Origin of the sequence: Curtobacterium sp. MCLR17_044 (assembly GCF_003234435.1) — a bacterium.
Taxonomy (GTDB): Bacteria; Actinomycetota; Actinomycetes; order Actinomycetales; family Microbacteriaceae; genus Curtobacterium; species Curtobacterium flaccumfaciens.
Map to the genome: position 1 here is coordinate 18614 of NZ_QKTC01000010.1, position 20535 is coordinate 39148.

Below are 20535 nucleotides of genomic sequence, written 5' to 3' on the forward strand. Positions count from 1 at the left end.
CAACCAGGGTTCCGACCCTCCACCGCCTCACCAGCGGAGGAGCCTCCGCCGCCTCACCAGCGGTGGATTCCGAGGATCAGGTGGCGGGCGCGCCCGCCAGGAAAAGAGACACGCATGCGCAGGCACGCGTCGCTGCCCGGTACCCCCGTACCCTCCGCAGCGGACGAACGGACACGACGGATCACCCGCGCCGACGGCCGAGCTCGAGGACGAGCGACGGACGGTCGGCGGTTCCTCCTGCGCGGCGGCGTCGTCGCCACGGTGACGGCGCTCATCGCCGCCACCGTGGCGATCCAACCCGCTGCGGCCGCCCAGAACGACGTCGCCGAGGCCGAGGGGCTGCTGCTCAGCGGCTCCGGCATCGTCGACGCCGACGCGGTCGCCCAGCTCGGCGGCGCGTACTCCGCGCGGGGTGCGACCTCGGGCGGCGGCACCACGAACCAGCCGCTCAACCTCACGGCGCTCAACGCCATCGGGGTGGACCTCGGCAACGACATCAACTTGCTCGGCCCGAACGGCATCCTGACCCTCGGCGTCGACGGCCAGTACGCCACGACCTCGGCCACGGGCGCGACGGCGTCGTCGGGGCTCCTGACGAACGACGGCGGCATCGGGGTCGGCACGGGGTCGGGCACCGGCGCCGCGACGGTCGACCTCAACCCGCTGTTCTCGCGCGTCGGCGCCGACACCACGGTGCTGTCGGACGCGCAGCTGGAGATCGGTGCCCTGGCCTCCCGGATCCAGGCGACGCGCGGCACCGCGGTCGAGACGACGACCGACTACCGCATCGCCGGTGCGGAGCTGGACCTGACGAGCCCGGCGGTCGCCGGACTCAGCACCGCGCTCCGGAACGACCTGCGCACCTTCTCGGGCACGGTCAACTCCGCGGTCGGCGCGGACGGGGCCCTCTCCGGCACCACGACCGCCCTGACCGCCGACATCCAGCGGCTGCTCCGTGGCACGAGCCTCGGCCTGGTGAACGTCAACGGCACGAACGTCACCGCGGCCGTGGACCTGAACCTCGACGACACCCTGACCCGGGTCCTGCAGGAACCCCTGACCGACGGCGCCGTGACGATCACACCGGCGACGGGCGCGATCACGGTCGACCTCGACCAGCTGACCACGCTGAACGGCCAGCCGGCGAACACGTCGGTGCTGACCGAGGCGGCGGTGAGCTCGATCAACCGGAGCATCACGACGATCCTCGGCACCCAGCTGCCGACCGCACTGCAGACGGCGGTCGTCAACACGATCAACTCGACCGCGGTCCGGGTGAACGTCACCGCGAACGTCAACCTCGCGGGCATCCCGCTCACCGCACTGGCCCTCCGCGCGGACACCATGCTCGGCGCCCTCGCCGGCACGTCTCCGGCCACCGCCACGGTGACGGCGACCGGTGGCCCCCTGGGGCTGAACGTGCTCGGCACCCTGCTCGCCCCGGCGGTCAACACCGTCGTCATCCCGGCACTGCAGACCATCGTGCGTCCCCTGGTGACGGGCACGGCCCTGACGAACCTCGGCACGACGCTCACGGCCACGACCTCGGCCGTCTCCACCCTGCTGAGCCCCGTCGTGCTGCTGCTCCGTCAGGTCGTCGACCTCACCGTGAACGCGCAGGACACCACCGGCTTCCGCGACCCCCGCGGGTACGACACCGGATCGCGGAGCGTGCACGCCCTGCGGCTCTCCGTGCTCCCCGGGGTGAACGTCGCCACCGTTGATCTCGCCACCTCGACCGTGCGCGCCACGGCGTTCGCGGCTCCGAGCATCACGGCGCCCACGGCCGGACAGCAGTTCACCGTGCCGTCGGCGAACTCGACCCGTAGCGTCGTCGTGAGCGGGGCCGGCGAGCCCGGCGCCGCCGTGGCCGTCAGCCTCGGCGGAGACCTGACCGGCACCGCGACCGTCGCTGCCGACGGGACCTGGACGACGACCATCGCCGACGTCCCCACCGGTGCGTACACCGCGACCGCGACCCAGACGGTCGGCGGCACCGCAGCAGGCACCGCGACGCAGGAGTTCTCCGTCGTCGCCCAGCGCGCCCTGACGATCACCACCCCCACGGCCGGTCAGACCTTCACCACCACGGGGGAGACCGCCCCGGTCACCCTGACGGGCACCGCGACGGCGAACGCGCGCATCGACGTCGACCTCGGCGGCGGCGTGACCGCGACGGGCACGGCGGACGACGCCGGCGCCTGGAGCGTCACCGTCCCCGAGGTCCCGGTCGGCGAGCAGACGGCGAGCGTCACGCAGACCGTGGGCGACACGACCTCGGCACCCGTGACCCGGTCCTTCCGGGTCGTGGCCGCAGCCGGCCTGACCGTCGACACCCCCACGGCGGACCAGGACTTCCCGCTCGCCGGCGACACCCGGTCCGTCCCGTTCTCCGGCAGCGCACAGGCCGGTGCCCGCGTCGACGTCGACCTCGGTGACGGCCTGACCGCCACCACCCGCGCGAACGCCGACGGCACCTGGTCGACGAGCGTCACGGACGTCCCGGCCGGGGAGTACTCGGCCGAGGTCACCCAGACCGTCGGCGGCACCACGAGCGCCGCGGTCACACGGGACTTCACCGTGACGGCGGCCCCCGCGCTCACCATCGACGAGCCGGCCGACGGCAGCACCATCACCGTCGCCGACGACAGCTCGACCACCCCGGTGACGGTGTCCGGCTCGGCGGCCCCGAACGCCCGGGTCACCGTCGGCATCGGTGGTTCCTTCACCGCCGCGGTCACCGCGGACGAGGACGGCGCCTGGACGACGACCTTCGCCGACGTCCCGGTCGGGGAGCGCACCGTCACGGCGCGTCAGAGCGTCGACGGCACCACGTCCGGCCCGGTGGAGACCACCTTCACCGTCGAGGCGGGCGACCCGCTCGCGATCACCGCGCCCGCGGACGGCGACGTGGTCACGGTCCTCGACGCCGACACCACCACCGACCTCGACCTGGCCGGCACGGCCGAGGCCGGCGCCGAGGTGCGGGTCTCGCTCGGCAACGGACTGACCGCCACCACGACGGCCGACGACGACGGCACCTGGACGCTGACCGTCACCGACGTCCCGGTCGGTCGGTACACGATCTCGGCGACGCAGACCGTCGGCGGGACCACCTCGCCGGCCGTCCGCCAGGTCGTCACGGTGCAGGCGGGCGCTCCGCTCGCCGTCACCGCTCCGGCGCAGGACGCCACCGTCACGGTCGCCACCGACGACTCCGTCGTCGACGTCACCGTGCGGGGCACCGCGCAGCCCGGCGCCCGCATCGAGGTCGTCCTGGACGACGGCGACGCGGTGTCCACCACCGCGAACCCGCAGGGGGCCTGGTCGGTGGTCCTCACCGACGTCGGCACCGGCGACCACACCGCGACGGTCACGCAAACCGTCGACGGTGCGACCTCGGCACCGGTCGACCGTGACTTCGCGGTCGAGGCCGGCGACGAGCTCGTCATCGTGGCACCGGGTGACGCCCAGGAGGTCCCCGCCGGCACCGGCGGGCAGGCCAACGTGGTCGTCCGCGGCACCGCGGAGCCCGGCGCGACCGTCGCCGTCACGATCGACGAGGGCGACCCCGTCGAGGTCGTCACGGACACGGCCGGCAACTGGGAGCTCCCGACCACGCAGCTCGGCATCGGCGAGCACACCGTCGAGGCCGTGCAGACCGTGAACGGCACCGACGGCCCGGTGGTCACGCGTGACTTCACCGTGGTCCCCGGCAACGCCATCGTCATCGACACCCCGGCGAGCGGCGCACGCTTCGTCGTGGTCGACGCCGACGCCACCGCGACCGTCCGGATCACCGGCACGGCCGAGCCCGGCGCCGCGGTGACCGTCTCGGTCGGCCCCGGCACCCGGTTCACCACCACGGCTGACGACGACGGGCGGTGGGCGGTCGACGCCACCGGTCTCGCCCCGACCGGCGTGTACACGGCGTCCGCCAGCCAGGAGGTCGAGGACGTCGTGACGAGCGCCGTCCCGATCACCTTCGAGGTCGTCACGGCCAACGCGCTGACGATCACCGGTCCGGCCACGGACCCGATCACGGTCGCCGGTCCGGACGTCGTGCGCGACGTCACGGTCACCGGCACCGGCCAGCCCGGTGCCGCCGTCACGGCGACCCTCGCCGGCTCCGAGGACCAGGAGACGACGGTCGGTGCCGACGGCACGTGGTCGGTCACGTTCCCCGACCTCGGCGTCGACGAGCACCAGGTCGCGGTCACCCAGACCCTGCCCGGCACCGTCTCCGACCCGCGCACCTCCGACCCGGTCGAGCGCACGGTGACGATCGAGGCCGCCGACGCCGTCACGATCACCGCGCCGGGGACCGACGTGGTCCTCCTCGTGCCGGACGCCGATGCGACGCGCGACGTCGTCGTCACGGGTTCGGCGGAGCCGGGCGCGCCGGTGACGGTGCGACTCGGCGACGACGAGGCGACCACCACCGCGGACGCGGACGGCGACTGGACGGTCACGTTCGGTGGGGTCGGTGTCGGCACACCGACGCTCACCGCCAGCCAGACGGTCGGCGGGACCACCGCCTCCAGTCCGGACCAGACCGTCACGGTGCGGGCCGGGACCGCGCTCGCCATCGTGACCCCGGAGGACGGCGACGTCCTGACGGTCGCCGACACGTCCGGCACCGCCGACGTCGAGGTGACCGGTCGGGCGCAGCCCGACGCCGAGGTGACGCTCCGGATCTCGACCGGCGAGACCGAGACGGTGACCGCGGACGAGGACGGCCGGTGGGAGACCACCTTCCAGGACGTCCCGGTCGGTGACCACCGCGTCACCGCGACGCAGGTCGTCGGCGGGCAGACCTCGACGCCGGTGACTGCGGCGGTGTCGGTCCGTGCCGGAGCCCCGCTCGTCGTGTCCACCCCGCGCGGTGCCACCACCGTCACGGTGGCGGACGACGAGGCCACCACCGGGGTCGACTTCGCGGGCACCGGTGAGCCGGGCGCGACCGTCACGGTCGACCTCGGCGACGGTGGGACCGCCACGGCGACCGTGGACGAGGACGGCCGCTGGACGACCACGGTCGAGGACGTGCCGACCGGCTCGTTCACGGCCTCGGTCACGCAGGCCCTGAACGGCACCACGAGCGCGGCGGTCGAACGACCGGTGTCCGTGGTCGCCGCCGCGGACCTCACCATCCGTGAGCCCGGCGACGACCCGGTCATGGTGGCCGACGGCGACGCGACGACGACCGTGACGGTCGCCGGTGACGCCCAGCCCGGCGCCACGGTGACGGTCACCGTCGACGACCGCGACCCCGTCGAGGTCACCGCCGGTGACGACGGCTCGTGGAGCGTCGACGTGCCGGACCTCGGTGTCGGCGAGCACACCGTCGAGGTGACGCAGACCGTGGACGGCTCGACCTCGACCACGCCGGTCGAGACGACCTTCGAGATCGAGGCGGGCGCGCCCGTCGTCATCACCGAGCCGACGGCCGACCAGGAGTACACGGTCGCCGACGGGGACGGCACGACGACGGTCGACGTCGCCGGCACCGCCGAGCCGGGCGCGACCATCGTGGTCGACCTGGGCGACGGTCGCACCGAGTCGACCACCGCGGACGACGACGGCGCGTGGAGCGTCTCGGTCCCCGGTGTGCCGGCCGGCACGACGACCGTGAGCGTCACGCAGCGCATCGACGGCACCGAGTCCGCGCCGGTGACGGTGGACGTCCGCGTCCTCGTCGCCGACCCGATCACGATCGCCACCCCGGCGGACGGCACCACGATCCGGGTCGCCCAGCGTGACTCCGTCGCGACCCTCACCGCCGTGGGGGCTGCCGAGCCCGGTGCCGAGGTCCGTGTCACGATCGACGGCGGCGACGCCCGGACCGTGGCCGCGACCGACGCCGGTACCTGGAGCGTCGAACTGCCGGACACCACCGTCGGCGAGCACACGATCCGGGCGACCCAGACGGTCGACGGCTCGACGTCCGCGGCGGTGCGCAGCACCTTCACCGTGGCACCCGGTGCCGCGCTGACGGTCACCGCACCGGCCGACGACACCACGTTCACCGTGCCGAGCACCGACCCCACCGCGACCGTCCCGGTCGGCGGCGAGGGCCAGCCCGGCGCGTCGGTCCGCGTCGTCCTCGACGACGCCGACCCGGTCGTGGTCCGTGTCGGCACCGACGGACGGTGGGAGACCACGCTGGCCGACGTGCCGGCGGGGGACCACACGCTCGTCGTCACCCAGGTCGTGAACGGCACGACGTCCGATGCGATCGAGCGCGACGTGACCGTCGTGGTCGCCGCCGCGGACGCGATCGTCGTGACCAGCCCGGCCGACGGCACCGACTACCGGGTGCTCGGCGGTTCGACCGACGTGCGGGTGACCGGTACCTCCGCACCGAACGCCGCTGTCTCGGTCCGCATCGACGACGGCACCGCGGTCGCCACGACCGCGGACGACGACGGTACGTGGTCCGTGACGGTGCGGGACGTCGCCGAGGGATCCCACACGGTCGCCGCCAGCCAGACGGTCGACGGTGCCACCACCGACGCTCCGCAGGTCGGCTTCACCGTGACGGCCGCGACGCCGGTCGTCATCTCGAGCCCGACCGACGGCCAGGCATTCCCGACCACGGGGTCGACGACGTCGGTCCCGGTGAGCGGCACCGCCGAGCCCGGCGCGACCGTCACGGTCGACGTCGACGGCCGGACCGCCACGACGACCGCCGGCGACGACGGTTCGTGGACGGTCACGATCGGTGGCGTCCCCCTCGGGGACCACACGGTGTCGGTGACGCAGACGGTCGGCGATCGGACCTCCGACCCGGTGACCGCCGACGTCACGGTCGTGGCTGCGCAGGAGACGGGCATCGTCATCACGAGCCCCGACGCCGGGCAGCTCATCCAGGCGGACGGCTTCGGTGACACCGGCTCGTTCACGGTGACCGGTCAGGCCACCCCCGGCGCCGCGGTGACGGTGACCCTGTCCACCGGGCAGGTCCGTACCACCACCGCCGACGACGAGGGGGCGTGGAGCGTCGTGTTCGAGCGTGTCCCCGAGGGGGAGTGGACGATCAGCGCCACGCAGTCGGTGAACGGCACGACCTCGGCGGCGCCGCAGGTGCCGATCGTGGTCGACACCCTGGAGCCGCTCGCGGTCACCTCGCCGACACCGGGTTCGCAGTACATGGCCGACGAGGACGGTGACCACGACCTGATGGTCACGGGCACCGCCGAGCCCGGCGCGACCGTCACCGTGCAGCCGATGGGCCGCGACGCGGTCGCCACGACGGCCGACGAGGACGGCGAGTGGTGGGTCATGGTGGCGCTGCCGGTCGGCGGGCACATGCTGCGCGTCACCCAGTCGGTCGGCGGGTTCACCTCGCAGGCGCAGATGCTCCGCGTCATGGTGATGGACGACGCCGTCGACCCGGAGGAGCCGGGCACGCCCGGCACCCCGGGGACGCCTGGGACGCCTGGGACGCCCGGGGCCCCCGGAACGCCGGGTGCGCCCGGTCTGCCCGGGACGCCGGGGACCGGCGGCGGCTCCGGCACCGGGACCGGAAACGGCTCCGGGAACGGCTCCGGCGCCGGGATCGGTGGCTCCGGCAACGGCACCGGTGCCCTCGCCTGGACCGGCGCGGACGTCGTCCCGATCGCCGGCACCGCGGCGGGCCTGGTGGCCCTCGGGTTCCTGCTGCTGGGGCTCTCCCGCCTCGCCGGCAGGCTCCGTCGCCGCACCCGCGGCTGAGTCCGCACCAGCGTCACACACCGCGCCTCCCGCCCGTCGACCAGACGGACGGGAGGCGCGGTGCCGTCCGGGCGCTCGGCCCACCGCCGACGGGTGGTCCGGCCCGGCAGGACGACCTGTGGACGGGCACGCGGGTTGTCGGTCGTGACGGCTACCCTTGTCGCGTGGTCACCGCCCTGTATCGCCGTTACCGGCCCGAGAACTTCGCCGAGCTGATCGGGCAGTCGCAGGTCACCGACCCGCTCCGCACGGCGCTCCGCACGAACCGCGTCAACCACGCCTACCTGTTCAGCGGGCCCCGTGGTTGCGGCAAGACGACGTCGGCCCGCATCCTGGCGCGCTGCCTGAACTGCGCCGAGGGCCCGACCGACACCCCGTGCGGCGTCTGCCCGAGCTGCGTGGAACTCGCCCGCGACGGCAGCGGTTCGCTCGACGTCATCGAGATCGACGCCGCGAGCCACAACGGCGTCGACGACGCGCGTGACCTGCGCGACCGTGCCGTGTTCGCGCCGGCTCGCGACCGCTACAAGATCTTCATCCTCGACGAAGCGCACATGGTGACGCCGCAGGGCTTCAACGCACTGCTCAAGCTGGTCGAGGAACCGCCGGAGCACGTCAAGTTCATCTTCGCGACGACCGAGCCCGAGAAGGTCATCGGCACCATCCGGTCGCGCACCCACCACTACCCGTTCCGGCTCGTCCCGCCCGCGGTGATGCTCGAGTACATCGAGCAGCTCTGCACGCAGGAGTCCGTGTCGGTGGCCCCCGGCGTCCTGCCCCTGGTGGTGCGTGCCGGCGGTGGATCCGTCCGTGACACCCTGTCGCTGCTCGACCAGCTGATGGCCGGCAGCGAAGACGGTGCGATCGCCTACGAGCGTGCCGTGGCCCTGCTCGGCTACACCGACGCCGCCCTGCTCGACGACGTCGTCGACGCCCTGGCCGTCGCCGACCCGGCGTCCGCGTTCGCCGCGATCGACCGCGTCGTGCAGACCGGACAGGACCCCCGCCGCTTCGTCGAGGACCTGCTCGAGCGCCTGCGCGACCTGATCGTCGTCGCGGCGACGAACGAGAGCGCTGCCGCCGTCCTGCGCGGGGTCTCGCCGGAAGAACTCGACACCATGAGCCGCCAGGCCGGGGTCTTCGGCGCGACCGGGCTCTCCCGTTCCGCCGACATCGCGAACCGGGCCCTCACCGAGATGACCGGCGCGACCTCGCCCCGGTTGCACCTCGAGCTCATGACGGCCCGGATGCTCGTGCCCGAGGCCGACGACACCCAGCGCGGAGCCCTCGCCCGGGTGGAGCGACTGGAACGTCGTGTCGGGGTGGGCGATGTCGGTGGACACCAGGCCGACGCCGGCGAGCAGTCCGCTCCCGCCGTCGCCGCTGCACCGCGTCGTGAGCAGCCGGCAGCCGCGGCTCCCGCAGCGCCTGCTCCCTCCCTCGCCCCGACGCCCGCTCCGGCAGCGGCTCGTGCGACGCCCGAGCGTGCCGTCGAGCAGCCCGCCGCGCCGCAGGCCGACTCCGGAGCCGTGGCTCGCGACGCCGCAGCGTCGTGGGCAGCGGTCGCTCCGAGCACCCCTGGAGCGCCCGGACAGACCTCGGCCGAGCCCGCGAAGTCCGAGCCCTCGAAGCCGGATCCCTCGAAGCCGGAGCCCTCGAAGCCCGCGGCCGAGCCGGTCAGCCCGTCGTCCACCGGTCAGGGCACGACGATCGGTGACGAGCCCGCCGTCCGGACCGTCGGCGCGGTCGGCTTCCAGCAGATGCGCGACTCCTGGCCGCAGATCGTCGAGCACGTGCAGCACGCCAAGCGTTCGGCGTGGTCCGTGGTCGTCACGGCGCAGGTCACCGCGCTCCGCGACGACGTGCTGACGCTGACGTTCCCGAGCCAGCAGGACGTCGCCTCGTTCAAGGAGATGTCCGACCCCTCGGCGAGCGTCAGCGAACTGCTCCGTGCCGCCATCGTGGACGTCCTCGGGCTCCGGGTGAAGTTCGTCGCCCGCGGGCCCGGACAGCAGCAGCGTCCCCAGCAGCAGCAGCAGCAGCAGCAGTCGGCTCCGGCACAGCAGGCCGCACCGGCCCAGCGTCCGGCGCCCGCTGCCCAGGCGCCCGCCGCCGCCGCGACCCCGGCTCCGGCTCCGGCTCCGGAGCCCACCGCACCGGAAGCCCCGGCGCCGGCGTCCGCTGCCGCCTCCACGGCGACGGCCGCCCCCGCCACGGAGCCGAAGGCCGCGTCGGCAGCACCCGAGCCGAAGGCAGCCCCGGCGCCGACGGCAGCGCCCGCGCCGAAGTCCGCGGCGGGGCCGAAGGCAGCTCCCGAGCCGGAGGCAGCGCCGACCGCGTCCGCCCCGCAGCGCGACCAGGCACCGGCCGAACCGGCCCCCGCTCCCTCCGGTGCGCCGGTGACGGACTGGGCGGTCGTGACCATCCCCGCCAGCGATCCCACCGCCGACGCCGTCCCGGAGTCCGTCGAGCCCAGCTGGGCAGCACCCTTCGGCACCGTGCCGGCGTCCGCGCCGGTCGCCCCCGCCGAGACGAGCACGCCCCAGCCGGCCGAGTCGGCACCGTCGGCCGCACCCGCGCGACCGGGCGCTGCCACGGCCGGGCAGCCCGACCAGCCGACCACTCCGGGGCCGCAGCCGGCGTCCGGAGCGGGAGCCGTGCCTCCCGGCGGTCCCGTCGTGCCGGGCGTCCCGGTCGACGACTACCCACTCGACGACGAACCGTACGACGACGGTGCCCCGTTCCCCGACCCGGGAATCGGACGCGGCGCAGCGCCCGCAGCCGCCGGGCCGGCAGCCCCGGCGCAGCAGCCCGCACCGCAGCGCGCGGCCCAGCCGACCGCCGCACCCGCGCGCACCGCACCGCCCGCACGCCGGGCCCCGGTCGCCGGCCGGTACGGCGAGGCCGTTGTGCGTGAGATCCTCAACGCCCAGTTCATCGAGGAGACCGCTCTCCACCAGGACGGTGCCTGATGTACGACGGGATCGTCCAGGACCTCATCGACGAGTTCGGTCGCCTGCCCGGTATCGGCCCGAAGTCGGCGCAGCGCATCGCCTTCCACATCCTGCAGACCGAGTCGTTCGACCCGAGCCGACTGTCCGAGTTGCTCGCCGACGTCAAGGAGCGGGTCCGCTTCTGCGAGATCTGCGGCAACGTCACCGAGAACGTCCAGTGCAGCATCTGCCGCGACCCGCGCCGCTCGCCGGCGACGATCTGCGTGGTGGAAGAGGCGAAGGACGTCGCGGCGATCGAGCGCACCCGGGAGTTCCGCGGGCTGTACCACGTGCTCGGCGGGGCGATCAGCCCGATCGACGGCATCGGTCCGGACGACCTCCGCATCCAGCAGCTCATGACACGTCTGGCCGACGGCACCGTGGCCGAGGTCATCATCGCGACCGATCCCAACCTCGAGGGCGAGGCGACGGCGACCTACCTCAGTCGGCTGCTCGTCCCCATGGGCATCCGCACCACCCGGCTCGCGTCGGGGCTGCCCGTCGGCGGCGACCTGGAGTACGCCGACGAGGTCACGCTCGGTCGTGCCTTCGAAGGGCGCCGCGTCGTCGGCGGCTGACCGCCACGCAGGATCCTTGCGTCGGGGCCCGCTCGCACGCAACATCCCCGAAACACCGACTACCATTGTGAGACCGCGAGACCTCGCGGTGTCGCCGTCTCCGGGAGTACCAGCCAGTGGCCTTGATCGTGCAGAAGTTCGGTGGTTCATCCGTCGCGGACGCCGAGAGCATCAAGCGCGTGGCGAAGCGGATCGTCGAGACGAAGAAGGCCGGCAACGACGTGGTCGTGGCGGTGTCGGCGATGGGCGACACCACCGACGAACTCGTCGACCTGGCGCACTCCGTCACGCCGATCCCCGCCGGCCGTGAGCTCGACATGCTCCTGACCGCGGGGGAGCGCATCTCGATGGCGCTGCTCGCGATGGCGATCAAGAGCCTCGGGGTCGAAGCGTCCTCCTACACCGGCAGCCAAGCCGGCATGCTCACCGACGCCCAGCACGGCAAGGCCCGCATCGTCGACGTCACCCCGAAGCGCGTGCGCGAGGCGCTCGACTCCGGCCACGTCGCGATCGTCGCCGGGTTCCAGGGCTTCAACCGCACCACGGGCGAGATCACCACGCTCGGCCGCGGCGGCTCGGACACCACGGCCGTCGCCCTCGCCGCAGCACTCGACGCCGACGTCTGCGAGATCTACACCGACGTCGACGGCATCTTCACCGCCGACCCCCGCGTCGTGCCGAAGGCCCGCAAGGTCGACCGCGTCACCAGTGAAGAGATGCTCGAGCTCGCAGCCTCGGGTGCCAAGGTCCTGTACATCCGCGCCGTCGAGTACGCCCGGCGGCACGGCGTCACCCTGCACGTCCGGTCCTCGTTCAACAACAACGAGGGCACCATCGTCTACAACCCTGCCGAGGGGGAAACCGTGGAAGAACCGATCATCACCGGGATCGCCGGAGACCTCTCCGAGGGCAAGATCACCGTCGTGGGGGTCCCGGACCAGCCGGGCAAGGCCGCCGAGATCTTCACCAACGTGGCACGCGCCGGGGCGAACATCGACATGATCGTCCAGAACGTGTCGGCAGCGTCGACCGGGCGGACGGACATCTCGTTCACCCTGCCGAAGGACCAGGGCCAGACCGTACTGACGGCGCTCGAGGTCGCGAAGGCCGACATCGGCTACGAGAGCATCCAGTACGACGACCAGATCGGCAAGCTCGCCCTGGTCGGCGCCGGCATGCGCACGAACGCCGGCGTCTCGGCACAGCTGTTCCGCGCCCTGCACGACGCGTCGATCAACATCGAGATGATCTCCACCTCCGAGATCCGCATCTCGGTCGTGACCCGCGCCGACACCCTGAACGAGGCGATGCGCGTCGTGCACAGCGCGTTCGGCCTCGACGCCGACGCCGAGGCCGTCGTCTACGCCGGCACCGGCCGCTGACGCCCGCCGACCCGTCGATCCGCTGAACCACCAGGAGCACCGCATGAGCACCCTCACCGTCGCCGTCGTCGGCGCCACCGGCCAGGTCGGCGCCGTGATGCGTCGCCTGCTCGAAGAGCGCGCGTTCCCGGCCGACCGGGTCCGCTTCTTCGCGAGCGCCCGTTCCGCCGGCACGACGCTGCCGTTCCGGGGCGAGCAGATCGTGGTCGAGGACTCCGAGCTCGCCGACCCGTCCGGCATCGACATCGCGCTGTTCTCCGCCGGGGCCACCGCCTCGCGGGCCCTCGCGCCGAAGTTCGCCGCCGCCGGGGCACTCGTCGTCGACAACTCGAGCGCCTGGCGTATGGACCCCGACGTCCCGCTCGTGGTGAGCGAGGTGAACCCGCACGCCATCGACCAGGCGCCGAAGGGGATCATCGCGAACCCGAACTGCACGACCATGGCGATCATGCCGGTGCTCAAGGTGCTCGACACCGAGTCCGGGCTCCGCCGACTCGTCGCCACGACCTACCAGGCGGTCTCGGGTTCCGGGCTCGCCGGGGTCGAGGAACTCCTGGGCCAGGCGAAGGCCGCGCTCGAGCAGGACACCGCTGCGCTGACGCACGACGGATCCGCCGTGACGTTCCCCGAGCCCGTCAAGTACGTCCGTCCGATCGCCTTCGACGTCGTGCCGCTCGCCGGCAGCATCGTCGAGGACGGCCTGGGTGAGACCGACGAGGAGAAGAAGCTCCGCAACGAGAGCCGGAAGATCCTCGAGCTGCCCGACCTGCTCGTCGCCGGCACCTGCGTGCGCGTCCCCGTGTTCACCGGGCACTCCATCTCGGTGCACGCCGAGTTCGAGCGTCCGCTGTCGCCCGAGCGTGCGACCGAGATCCTGTCGAGCGCGCCCGGTGTCGAGCTCTCCGACGTCCCGACCCCGTTGCAGGCCGCCGGCCAGGACCCGGCGTTCGTCGGCCGCATCCGCGCCGACCAGTCCGCGCCCGAGGGCCGCGGCCTCGTGCTGTTCGTCAGCAACGACAACCTGCGGAAGGGCGCCGCGCTCAACGCGGTGCAGATCGCCGAGACGATCGTCGCGCGCCGCTCCGTCGACGCGTAGCGCGCCCCGGGCGCGACCAGCAGACGGACAGGAGGCCCGTGGCGACACCGCCACGGGCCTCCTGTCCGTCTGTCGGGTGCCGCCGGTAGGATCGACGGGTGGCAGAGCAGCAGGTGGACCCCATCGACGTCGTCCTGATCGGCGGAGGCATCATGAGTGCCACGCTCGGGGCCATCATCCACAAGCTCGAGCCCAGCTGGAAGATCCGCGTGTACGAGCGGCTCGGCACGGTGGCGCAGGAGTCCTCGAACCCGTGGAACAACGCGGGCACCGGGCACTCGGCACTGTGCGAGCTGAACTACACGCCGGAACTGCCGGACGGCCGCGTCGACATCGCGAAGGCCGTCACGGTCAACGAGCAGTTCCAGGTCTCGCGGCAGTTCTGGGCGCACCTGGTCGAGACCGGCGTGCTGCCCGAACCCACGAACTTCATCAACCCCACGCCGCACATCTCCTTCGTGTGGGGCGAGGCCAACGTCGCGTACATGCGCGCCCGGTACGAGGCCATGCGTGACCACCCGCTCTTCGCGGGCATCGAGTTCTCGGACGACCCGGCGCAGATCCGGAAGTGGGCACCGGCGCTCATCCCCGGCCGCAAGAAGGACCAGCCGATCGCGGCGACCTACTCGGCAGCCGGCTCGGACGTCGACTTCGGGTCGCTCACCCGCCAGCTCTTCGACCAGCTCGAGATCGACGGTGTCGAGTTCGAACCCTCGCACCAGGTCACCAACCTGACCCGCTCGAAGGTGTCCGAGGGCTGGGTGCTCAACGTGCGCAACGAGATCGGCCGGTCGACGCAGCGCATCGCCGCGAAGTTCGTCTTCGTCGGCGCCGGCGGCGGAGCCCTGCACCTGCTGCAGAAGTCCGGCATCCCGGAGATCCGCGGCTACGGCGGCTTCCCGGTGTCGGGCGAGTTCCTGCGCACCGACGACCCCGAGGTGGTGCAGAAGCACTCCGCCAAGGTCTACGGCAAGGCCAGTGTCGGTGCCCCGCCGATGTCGGTGCCGCACCTCGACACCCGCATCGTCGACGGTGGGTCGTCGCTGATGTTCGGGCCGTACGCCGGGTTCAGCCCGAAGTTCCTGAAGCAGGGCTCGGTCCTCGACCTGTTCCGTTCGATCCGACCGCACAACCTCCGCCCGATGCTGAGCGTCGCGTTCTCGAACTTCGACCTGGTCCGCTACCTGGTCGGCCAGCTCCTCGCGTCGAAGCACACCAAGTTCGAGGCGCTCCGCGACTTCATGCCGAGCGCCGAGCCCGAGAACTGGCACCGCATCACCGCGGGGCAGCGCGTCCAGGTGATCAAGCCCGACAAGGACAAGGGCGGTGTGCTGCAGTTCGGCACCGAGGTCATCACCGCCGCCGACGGCTCGATCGCCGGCCTGCTCGGGGCGTCGCCGGGTGCCTCGACCGCCGTGCCGATCATGCTCACGATGCTGCGCCGGTGCTTCCCGGACCGGTGGGACGGCTGGCAGGACGACGTCCGCGCGATGGTGCCGACCTACGGGCAGGACCTCGGGGACGACCCGGCTCTGGCCGACGCCACGCTCGAGCGCACCGCGAAGGTGCTCGGCCTGCACCACTGAGGCCTGTCGTGGTCCGCGCCGGTTTGCGGTCTGTTCGAACGTGTGTTCGAATGACGACATGCGGTGGAGTGGACAGGCGATCGACGCCGAGCAGAGCGACGCGCTGCCCGGGATGGAATCGAACAGCGGGTTCGTCCGGAGCGTGACGACGCCCGAGTTCGCCGGGGTGACCTTCCACGAGGTCCTCGCGAAGAGCGCCCTGAACCGGGTTCCGAGTGCGGACGGGTCGGGCACGTACGGCTGGACGATCAACCCGTACCGCGGGTGCAGCCACGCCTGCGTGTACTGCTTCGCCCGCCCGACCCACACGTACCTGGAGTTCGACGGCGGCGCCGACTTCGACCAGCAGATCGTGGTGAAGACGAACGTCGCCGACGTGCTGCGTCGTGAGCTCGGCAAGCCCTCGTGGGACCGCCACCCGGTGGCGCTCGGCACGAACACCGACCCGTACCAGCGGGCCGAGGGGCGGTACCGGCTGATGCCCGGTGTGATCGAGGCGCTGGCGGAGTCGCGCACCCCGTTCAGCATCCTGACGAAGGGCACGCTGCTGCGCCGAGACCTCCCGCTGCTGGCCGAGGCGGCGAAGGTGGTGCCGGTCGACCTCGCGATGTCGATCGCCGTGTACGACGACTCGCTGCAGCAGTCGGTCGAGTCCGGCACCCCGACGACGTCGGCCCGGCTGGCGACCGTGCGGGCCATCCGCGACGCGGGGCTCGACTGCGCCGTGTTCCTGATGCCGGTGCTGCCGTACATCACCGACACCCGGGCGCACCTCGACGATGCCATCGGTCGGGCGACCGCGGCCGGCGCGACGAGCATCATGTACTCGGCGCTGCACCTGCGGCCGGGCGTCAAGCCGTGGTGGTTCGAGTGGCTCGGCCGCGAGCGACCCGACCTGGTGCAGCGGTACCGCGCGATGTACCTCGACAACACGTACGCGCCGAAGGACTACCGACGGTGGCTGTCGGAGCGCATCCGCCCGATCCTGGCGGCGCACGGGGTCGGACTGGGGCGAGTGGACCCGGCGACGGGGTCGATGGGCTTCTCGGAACCGCGGACGCTGCAGCCGGGCGTGCCGCAGGGGCTGGGCACGGGCGGGCCGCAGGCGCTGCCGCAGGAGCAGTCGGTGCCGACGGTGTCACCGCTGAAGCGCGCCGACCCCGGGTTCGACCAGCGGCTGCTCCGGCCGGCTCCGGCGCAGACGCTGTTCTGAGGAGCGTCCGTCCGGGTCGTGTCCGGTCCACGTTCGGGGGACAGCAAGACCCCGGTCCGGGCCGCTATCATCGTGCGGGTCGCCGCACGGCCCCGGATTCGGGGTACACGGCCGCTGCTCCGGTGGTTGGATCGTGGACGGCGCCCTCGCCACCCGGAAGGATCCACCTCGTGCTCGGCATCCCCACGCACCTCGCACCGCGAGTGAACGCGTGGTCGACCGTGCGCGCATTCCACGCCGGCGCCATCGGGTCCCTGTTGGCCGCGGCCATCACGCTCGTGCTCTACGGCCTGTCCGAGCCCGGGGTGCAGGTCGTCGGCACCGCGCTGGCGGTCGTCCCGATGCTCGCCATGATCGGCGTGCACGTGCAGTTCGGCACCCGGGTCTCGGCGATCGCGTTCCTGGCCGTCGGCGGTGTCTGCGCCTGGTGGTTCGCCGTCGGGGTCCAGCAGCAGGTGCCGACCGGGTGGGTGACCTCGTACCTGATGTCCCTCGTCGTGATCCCGCTCATCCTGGTCGGGGGAGCGGGGGCCGTGCCGAGCCGCGTCGTGCTGTGGTCCTTCGTGGGCTTCCTGACCGGACGACTCGCCACCTGGGTCGCCATCGTGCAGGCCGACCAGTCGCCCCGTCCGCTCATCCTGGCCTGGGTCACCCTGGGCTTCGTGGTCGCGCTCGTGCTCTTCACCACCCGCAGCACGGGCCGGAGCGAACGGGTGCAGCCCGAACTCCTGCGCTCCGCGCGCGAAGAACACGTGTCCGCCTACCGCGCGGGGGTCGAGGCCGAGGCGTCCGCGATCCTGCACGACACCGTGCTCAACCACCTCGGCGCGATCGCCCTCGCGCCGGACGGCCCGATGGACCCGCACCTCGCCGAGACGGTCGACGCCGACGTCGCGGTGCTCACCGGCAAGGGGTGGCTCGCGCCGGCCGCCCGCCCGCGTCCCGGGGCCGCGGCCGAGGCGTTCGGCACCATGGTCGACGAGCACCGGACGCTCGGACTCGACGTGACCGTCTCGGGTGACACCTCCGCGCTCGAACGCCTGGACCAGCGTGCGCTGTCGGCGGTCGTCCGGGCCGTCGGCCAGTGCCTGGCCAACGTGCGGAAGCACGCGGGGACCGACGCCGCCGAGGTCAGCGTGTTCGACGACAGCGCATCCTGCACCGTCATGGTCGTCGACGACGGTCGTGGGTTCGACGAGGACGCCACCGGAGCCGACCGGATGGGCCTCCGCGGTTCGGTGCGAGAGCGGATCGGCCGGGTCGGCGGTGACGTCCAGATCTGGTCGTCGCCCGGTTCCGGCACGAGCGTGATGATGACCGTGCCGTACGGACCGGTCACCGGCGCGGTCACCGTGCCGGCGGTCAGCGACGGCCGGGGGACCGAGCGATGACGGCGGCTCGGCAGCGCGGGCCCCGCCGCACCGCCCAGCAGTACGACCCGCTCGGCGCGATGGGGTCGCGGCCACTGGCCGTCGTGCTCGGTGCCGGCAGCGTCGTCTGGGCACTGCTCGTGTCGATCTTCGACCGCGACGTCGTGGGCAGCCCCACCCTCAGTGCCCTCACCGTGCTGCTCGTCGCGGCCTCGGCGGTGGTGGTGCTCGCTGCCTCGAGCCCGTTCCGAGCGCCGTTCCCGCGGTCGGCGTTCGTCGCGCACGTCGGGTTGCTCGGCCTGGCGTCGGTGGCGAGCGTCGCGGCGCAGTGGGGACCGGACCGCAGCGCCCTGAACGACTTCATGTCCCTGATCACCGCGACCGGCATCGTCATGGTCGCGCCGTACCGCCCGTGGACCGACCTGACGATCGGCGGGTTCGTGCTGGCCGCGGTGAACGCCGTGACCTGGGGCGCGGGCGCCGCGGAGTTCCCGCACGAGGTGCCGGTCGCCGTCGCGGCGTTCCTGGCCGCGGCCCCGACGCTCGTGCTGACCGCCGCGTCCGCGGTGTTCGCCTGGACCTTCGCGGGGCTCGCCGAACGGGTGCAGATCCGTGCTGGGTCGTACTCCGTCGCACGTGCCGAGCGGGACGGCATCGCGGCGAGCGTGCAGCAGGACCGCTCGACGATCCTGTCCCGCGACGTCGCCCCGTTCTTCGCCGAGCTCCGCACGCGCGACGTCATCACCGACGCCGACCGTGCCCGTGCCCGCGCGATCGCCGACGGCATCCGCGCGTCCATGGTCGCCGACGCCGACCGCACCTGGTTCGAGCACGCCGTCCGGGTCGACGGCGGCCAGGCGCCGGTGGTCGACGACCCCGACGGCCTCATCGCGACGCTCGACACCGACCAGCGGGCGGTCGTCCGCACGTTCGTCCGCGCGGCCCTCCGTGCCTCGACCGTCGACCCGGCCGGCTTCCGCGCGACGGTGCGACGAGCGGACACTCTGGCGGACCCGGCACCCCGGGCCCGCCCGGCGGCCCACGCGGCCCCCGCGGCCCCCGCGGCCCCCGCGGCTCGCGCAGCCCTGGCGGCCCGACCCGCGCAGGCACCCGCACCCGGCCGTGTGTCCGTCGACATGGAGCTCGCCGTCGCGGACTCCGACATCGGCATCCACCGCACCTTCGACCCCTACTTCGCCGTCCTCCGCGTGACGTTCCCCGACCTCGACGTCGCGGTCCGCCCTTCCGCCCTCGCACTAAGGTTCTCCTATGACCAGCACTGACCCGAACAGGCTCTCGGAGGGGTCGCCGTCCCTCCCGAACCCGGGAGCGCGACGTGTGCGGCTGGCCATCCTCGACGACCACGAGGTGCTGCTGGACAGCCTGTCGAGCTGGATCGCGGTGAACGCGTTCGACTTCGACCTGGCCCTGACCGCGCACACCTGGCTCGAGATGGTCCACAGCGACAGTTTCCCGACCGACCTGGTGTTCCTCGACTTCCAGCTCAAGGAACCGGTGTCCATCGAGGCCCGTGTCCGCACCTGCCGCGCCGCCGGGGCGAAGGTCATCGTGCTCTCGAGCGTCGACAGCCGCGAGTCCCGCGACCGCGCCCTGGCCGCCGGCGCCGCGGCGTTCCTGTCGAAGTCGCTGCCGATGCGCGAGGTCATGGACGTCGCCCGCGAGATCATGGGCGTCGCCCGCGAGACCCCGCAGCCCCGTGAGTGGCGTCCGCTGCCGACGGGTGCCGCCGCGCACCAGCGGCCGAAGCTCAGCGCCGGTGAGGAAGAGGCGCTGCGGCTCTACGTGTCCGGCTACTCGACGAACGAGGTCGCCGCGCAGATGAACGTGCAGTACGAGACCGCCAAGACCTACCTGCGTCGCGTGCGCGAGAAGTACAGCAAGGTGGGCCGCCCCGCCTCGAAGAAGTCCGACCTCATCCGTCGGGCCGCCGAGGACGGGTTCCTCGCGTAGTGGCGAAGCTCTACTTCCGCTACGGCGCGATGAACAGCGGCAAGAGCACGGGCTTGCTGCAGGCGGCCTACAACTACGAGGAGCGCGGGCACCGGGTGCTGCTCGCCAAGCCCGCGGTGGACACCAAGGGCGACCGTGAGATCGTCTCCCGCCTCGGCGTCACCCGGACCGTCGACATCGTGTTCTCCCCGGACGCCGACGTGCGCGAGGCGGTGACCGCCGCCGGGGCGGTCGACCCCGAGTCGGACCGGCTGGACGGCATGGTGCGGCCCGTCAGCTGCGTGCTCGTCGACGAGGCGCAGTTCCTCACCCCGCGACAGGTCGACGACCTGCTGCGCATCGCGGTGCTCGACGAGATCCCGGTCATCACCTACGGCATCCGCACGGACTTCCGCACCGAGGCGTTCCCCGGCAGCGCCCGCCTGCTCGAGGTCGCGCACTCCCTCGAAGAGCTGAAGACCATCTGCCGCTGCGGCCGCAAGGCGGTCTTCAACGCCCGCACGGTCGACGGCCGGTTCGTCTTCGACGGATCCCAGGTCGCGATCGACGGCGTCGACGTCGCCTACGAGTCGCTCTGCGCCAACTGCTACCTGACGGAGTCCGGCGGCCGCCTCGACGGCGCCTGACCGC

At 72.8% G+C, this 20535-nt stretch carries 11 protein-coding genes; all 11 read left to right on the forward strand.

Annotated features, from left to right (window positions below):
- The first annotated feature begins 114 nt into the window (after nt 1–114).
- The 11 genes from DEJ04_RS08550 (at nt 115) to DEJ04_RS08600 (ending at nt 20531) form a co-directional block, all read left to right on the forward strand.
- The gene (locus DEJ04_RS08550) at nt 115–7716 is read left to right on the forward strand and encodes a choice-of-anchor G family protein (RefSeq protein ID WP_111046807.1); all 7602 of its coding nucleotides are present in this window, start codon (nt 115–117) and stop codon (nt 7714–7716) included.
- Between the two features lie 164 nt (nt 7717–7880).
- Nucleotides 7881–10688, forward strand: coding sequence for a DNA polymerase III subunit gamma and tau (locus tag DEJ04_RS08555; RefSeq protein ID WP_111046808.1), 2808 nt, complete (start codon nt 7881–7883; stop codon nt 10686–10688).
- Nucleotides 10688–11287 (forward strand): recombination mediator RecR, encoded by a 600-nt coding sequence (recR, locus tag DEJ04_RS08560; RefSeq protein WP_017888680.1) that lies wholly within the window; start codon nt 10688–10690, stop codon nt 11285–11287. Before DEJ04_RS08555 ends, recR begins: the two co-directional genes overlap by 1 nt.
- A gap of 116 nt (nt 11288–11403) precedes the next feature.
- Nucleotides 11404–12669 (forward strand): aspartate kinase, encoded by a 1266-nt coding sequence (locus DEJ04_RS08565; protein ID WP_017888681.1) that lies wholly within the window; start codon nt 11404–11406, stop codon nt 12667–12669.
- A 43-nt stretch (nt 12670–12712) separates the two neighbouring features.
- The gene (locus tag DEJ04_RS08570; protein ID WP_071405015.1) at nt 12713–13765 is read left to right on the forward strand and encodes an aspartate-semialdehyde dehydrogenase; all 1053 of its coding nucleotides are present in this window, start codon (nt 12713–12715) and stop codon (nt 13763–13765) included.
- A 98-nt stretch (nt 13766–13863) separates the two neighbouring features.
- Nucleotides 13864–15351: a malate:quinone oxidoreductase gene (locus DEJ04_RS08575; protein ID WP_111029411.1), complete on the forward strand. Its 1488-nt coding sequence runs from the start codon at nt 13864–13866 to the stop codon at nt 15349–15351.
- Nucleotides 15352–15409: 58 nt separating this feature from the next.
- Nucleotides 15410–16564 carry an Rv2578c family radical SAM protein gene (locus DEJ04_RS08580; RefSeq protein WP_111046809.1) on the forward strand — a complete coding sequence of 385 codons (1155 nt, stop codon included), beginning with the start codon at nt 15410–15412 and terminating at the stop codon, nt 16562–16564.
- Between the two features lie 170 nt (nt 16565–16734).
- Nucleotides 16735–17955 carry a sensor histidine kinase gene (locus DEJ04_RS08585; RefSeq protein WP_111046810.1) on the forward strand — a complete coding sequence of 407 codons (1221 nt, stop codon included), beginning with the start codon at nt 16735–16737 and terminating at the stop codon, nt 17953–17955.
- Nucleotides 17952–19217, forward strand: coding sequence for a hypothetical protein (locus tag DEJ04_RS08590; protein ID WP_111046811.1), 1266 nt, complete (start codon nt 17952–17954; stop codon nt 19215–19217). Before DEJ04_RS08585 ends, DEJ04_RS08590 begins: the two co-directional genes overlap by 4 nt.
- A complete protein-coding gene (locus DEJ04_RS08595) occupies nt 19204–19905 on the forward strand; it encodes a response regulator transcription factor (RefSeq protein WP_035808846.1) in 702 nt (233 codons plus the stop codon). Before DEJ04_RS08590 ends, DEJ04_RS08595 begins: the two co-directional genes overlap by 14 nt.
- Entirely contained in the window at nt 19905–20531 is a 627-nt protein-coding gene (locus tag DEJ04_RS08600) for a thymidine kinase (RefSeq protein WP_111046812.1), read from the forward strand. The genes DEJ04_RS08595 and DEJ04_RS08600 overlap by 1 nt, the downstream gene beginning before the upstream one ends.
- The last annotated feature ends 4 nt before the right edge of the window (nt 20532–20535 follow it).

Excerpts from the sequence above, each read along its gene's own strand:
- recR (WP_017888680.1), top strand. The coding sequence starts at position 10,688 with ATGTACGACGGGATCGTCCAGGACCTCATCGACGAGTTCGGTCGCCTG.
- DEJ04_RS08580 (WP_111046809.1), top strand. The coding sequence starts at position 15,410 with ATGCGGTGGAGTGGACAGGCGATCGACGCCGAGCAGAGCGACGCGCTG.
- DEJ04_RS08550 (WP_111046807.1), top strand. The coding sequence starts at position 115 with ATGCGCAGGCACGCGTCGCTGCCCGGTACCCCCGTACCCTCCGCAGCG.
- DEJ04_RS08590 (WP_111046811.1), top strand. The coding sequence starts at position 17,952 with ATGACGGCGGCTCGGCAGCGCGGGCCCCGCCGCACCGCCCAGCAGTAC.
- DEJ04_RS08595 (WP_035808846.1), top strand. The coding sequence starts at position 19,204 with ATGACCAGCACTGACCCGAACAGGCTCTCGGAGGGGTCGCCGTCCCTC.
- DEJ04_RS08570 (WP_071405015.1), top strand. The coding sequence starts at position 12,713 with ATGAGCACCCTCACCGTCGCCGTCGTCGGCGCCACCGGCCAGGTCGGC.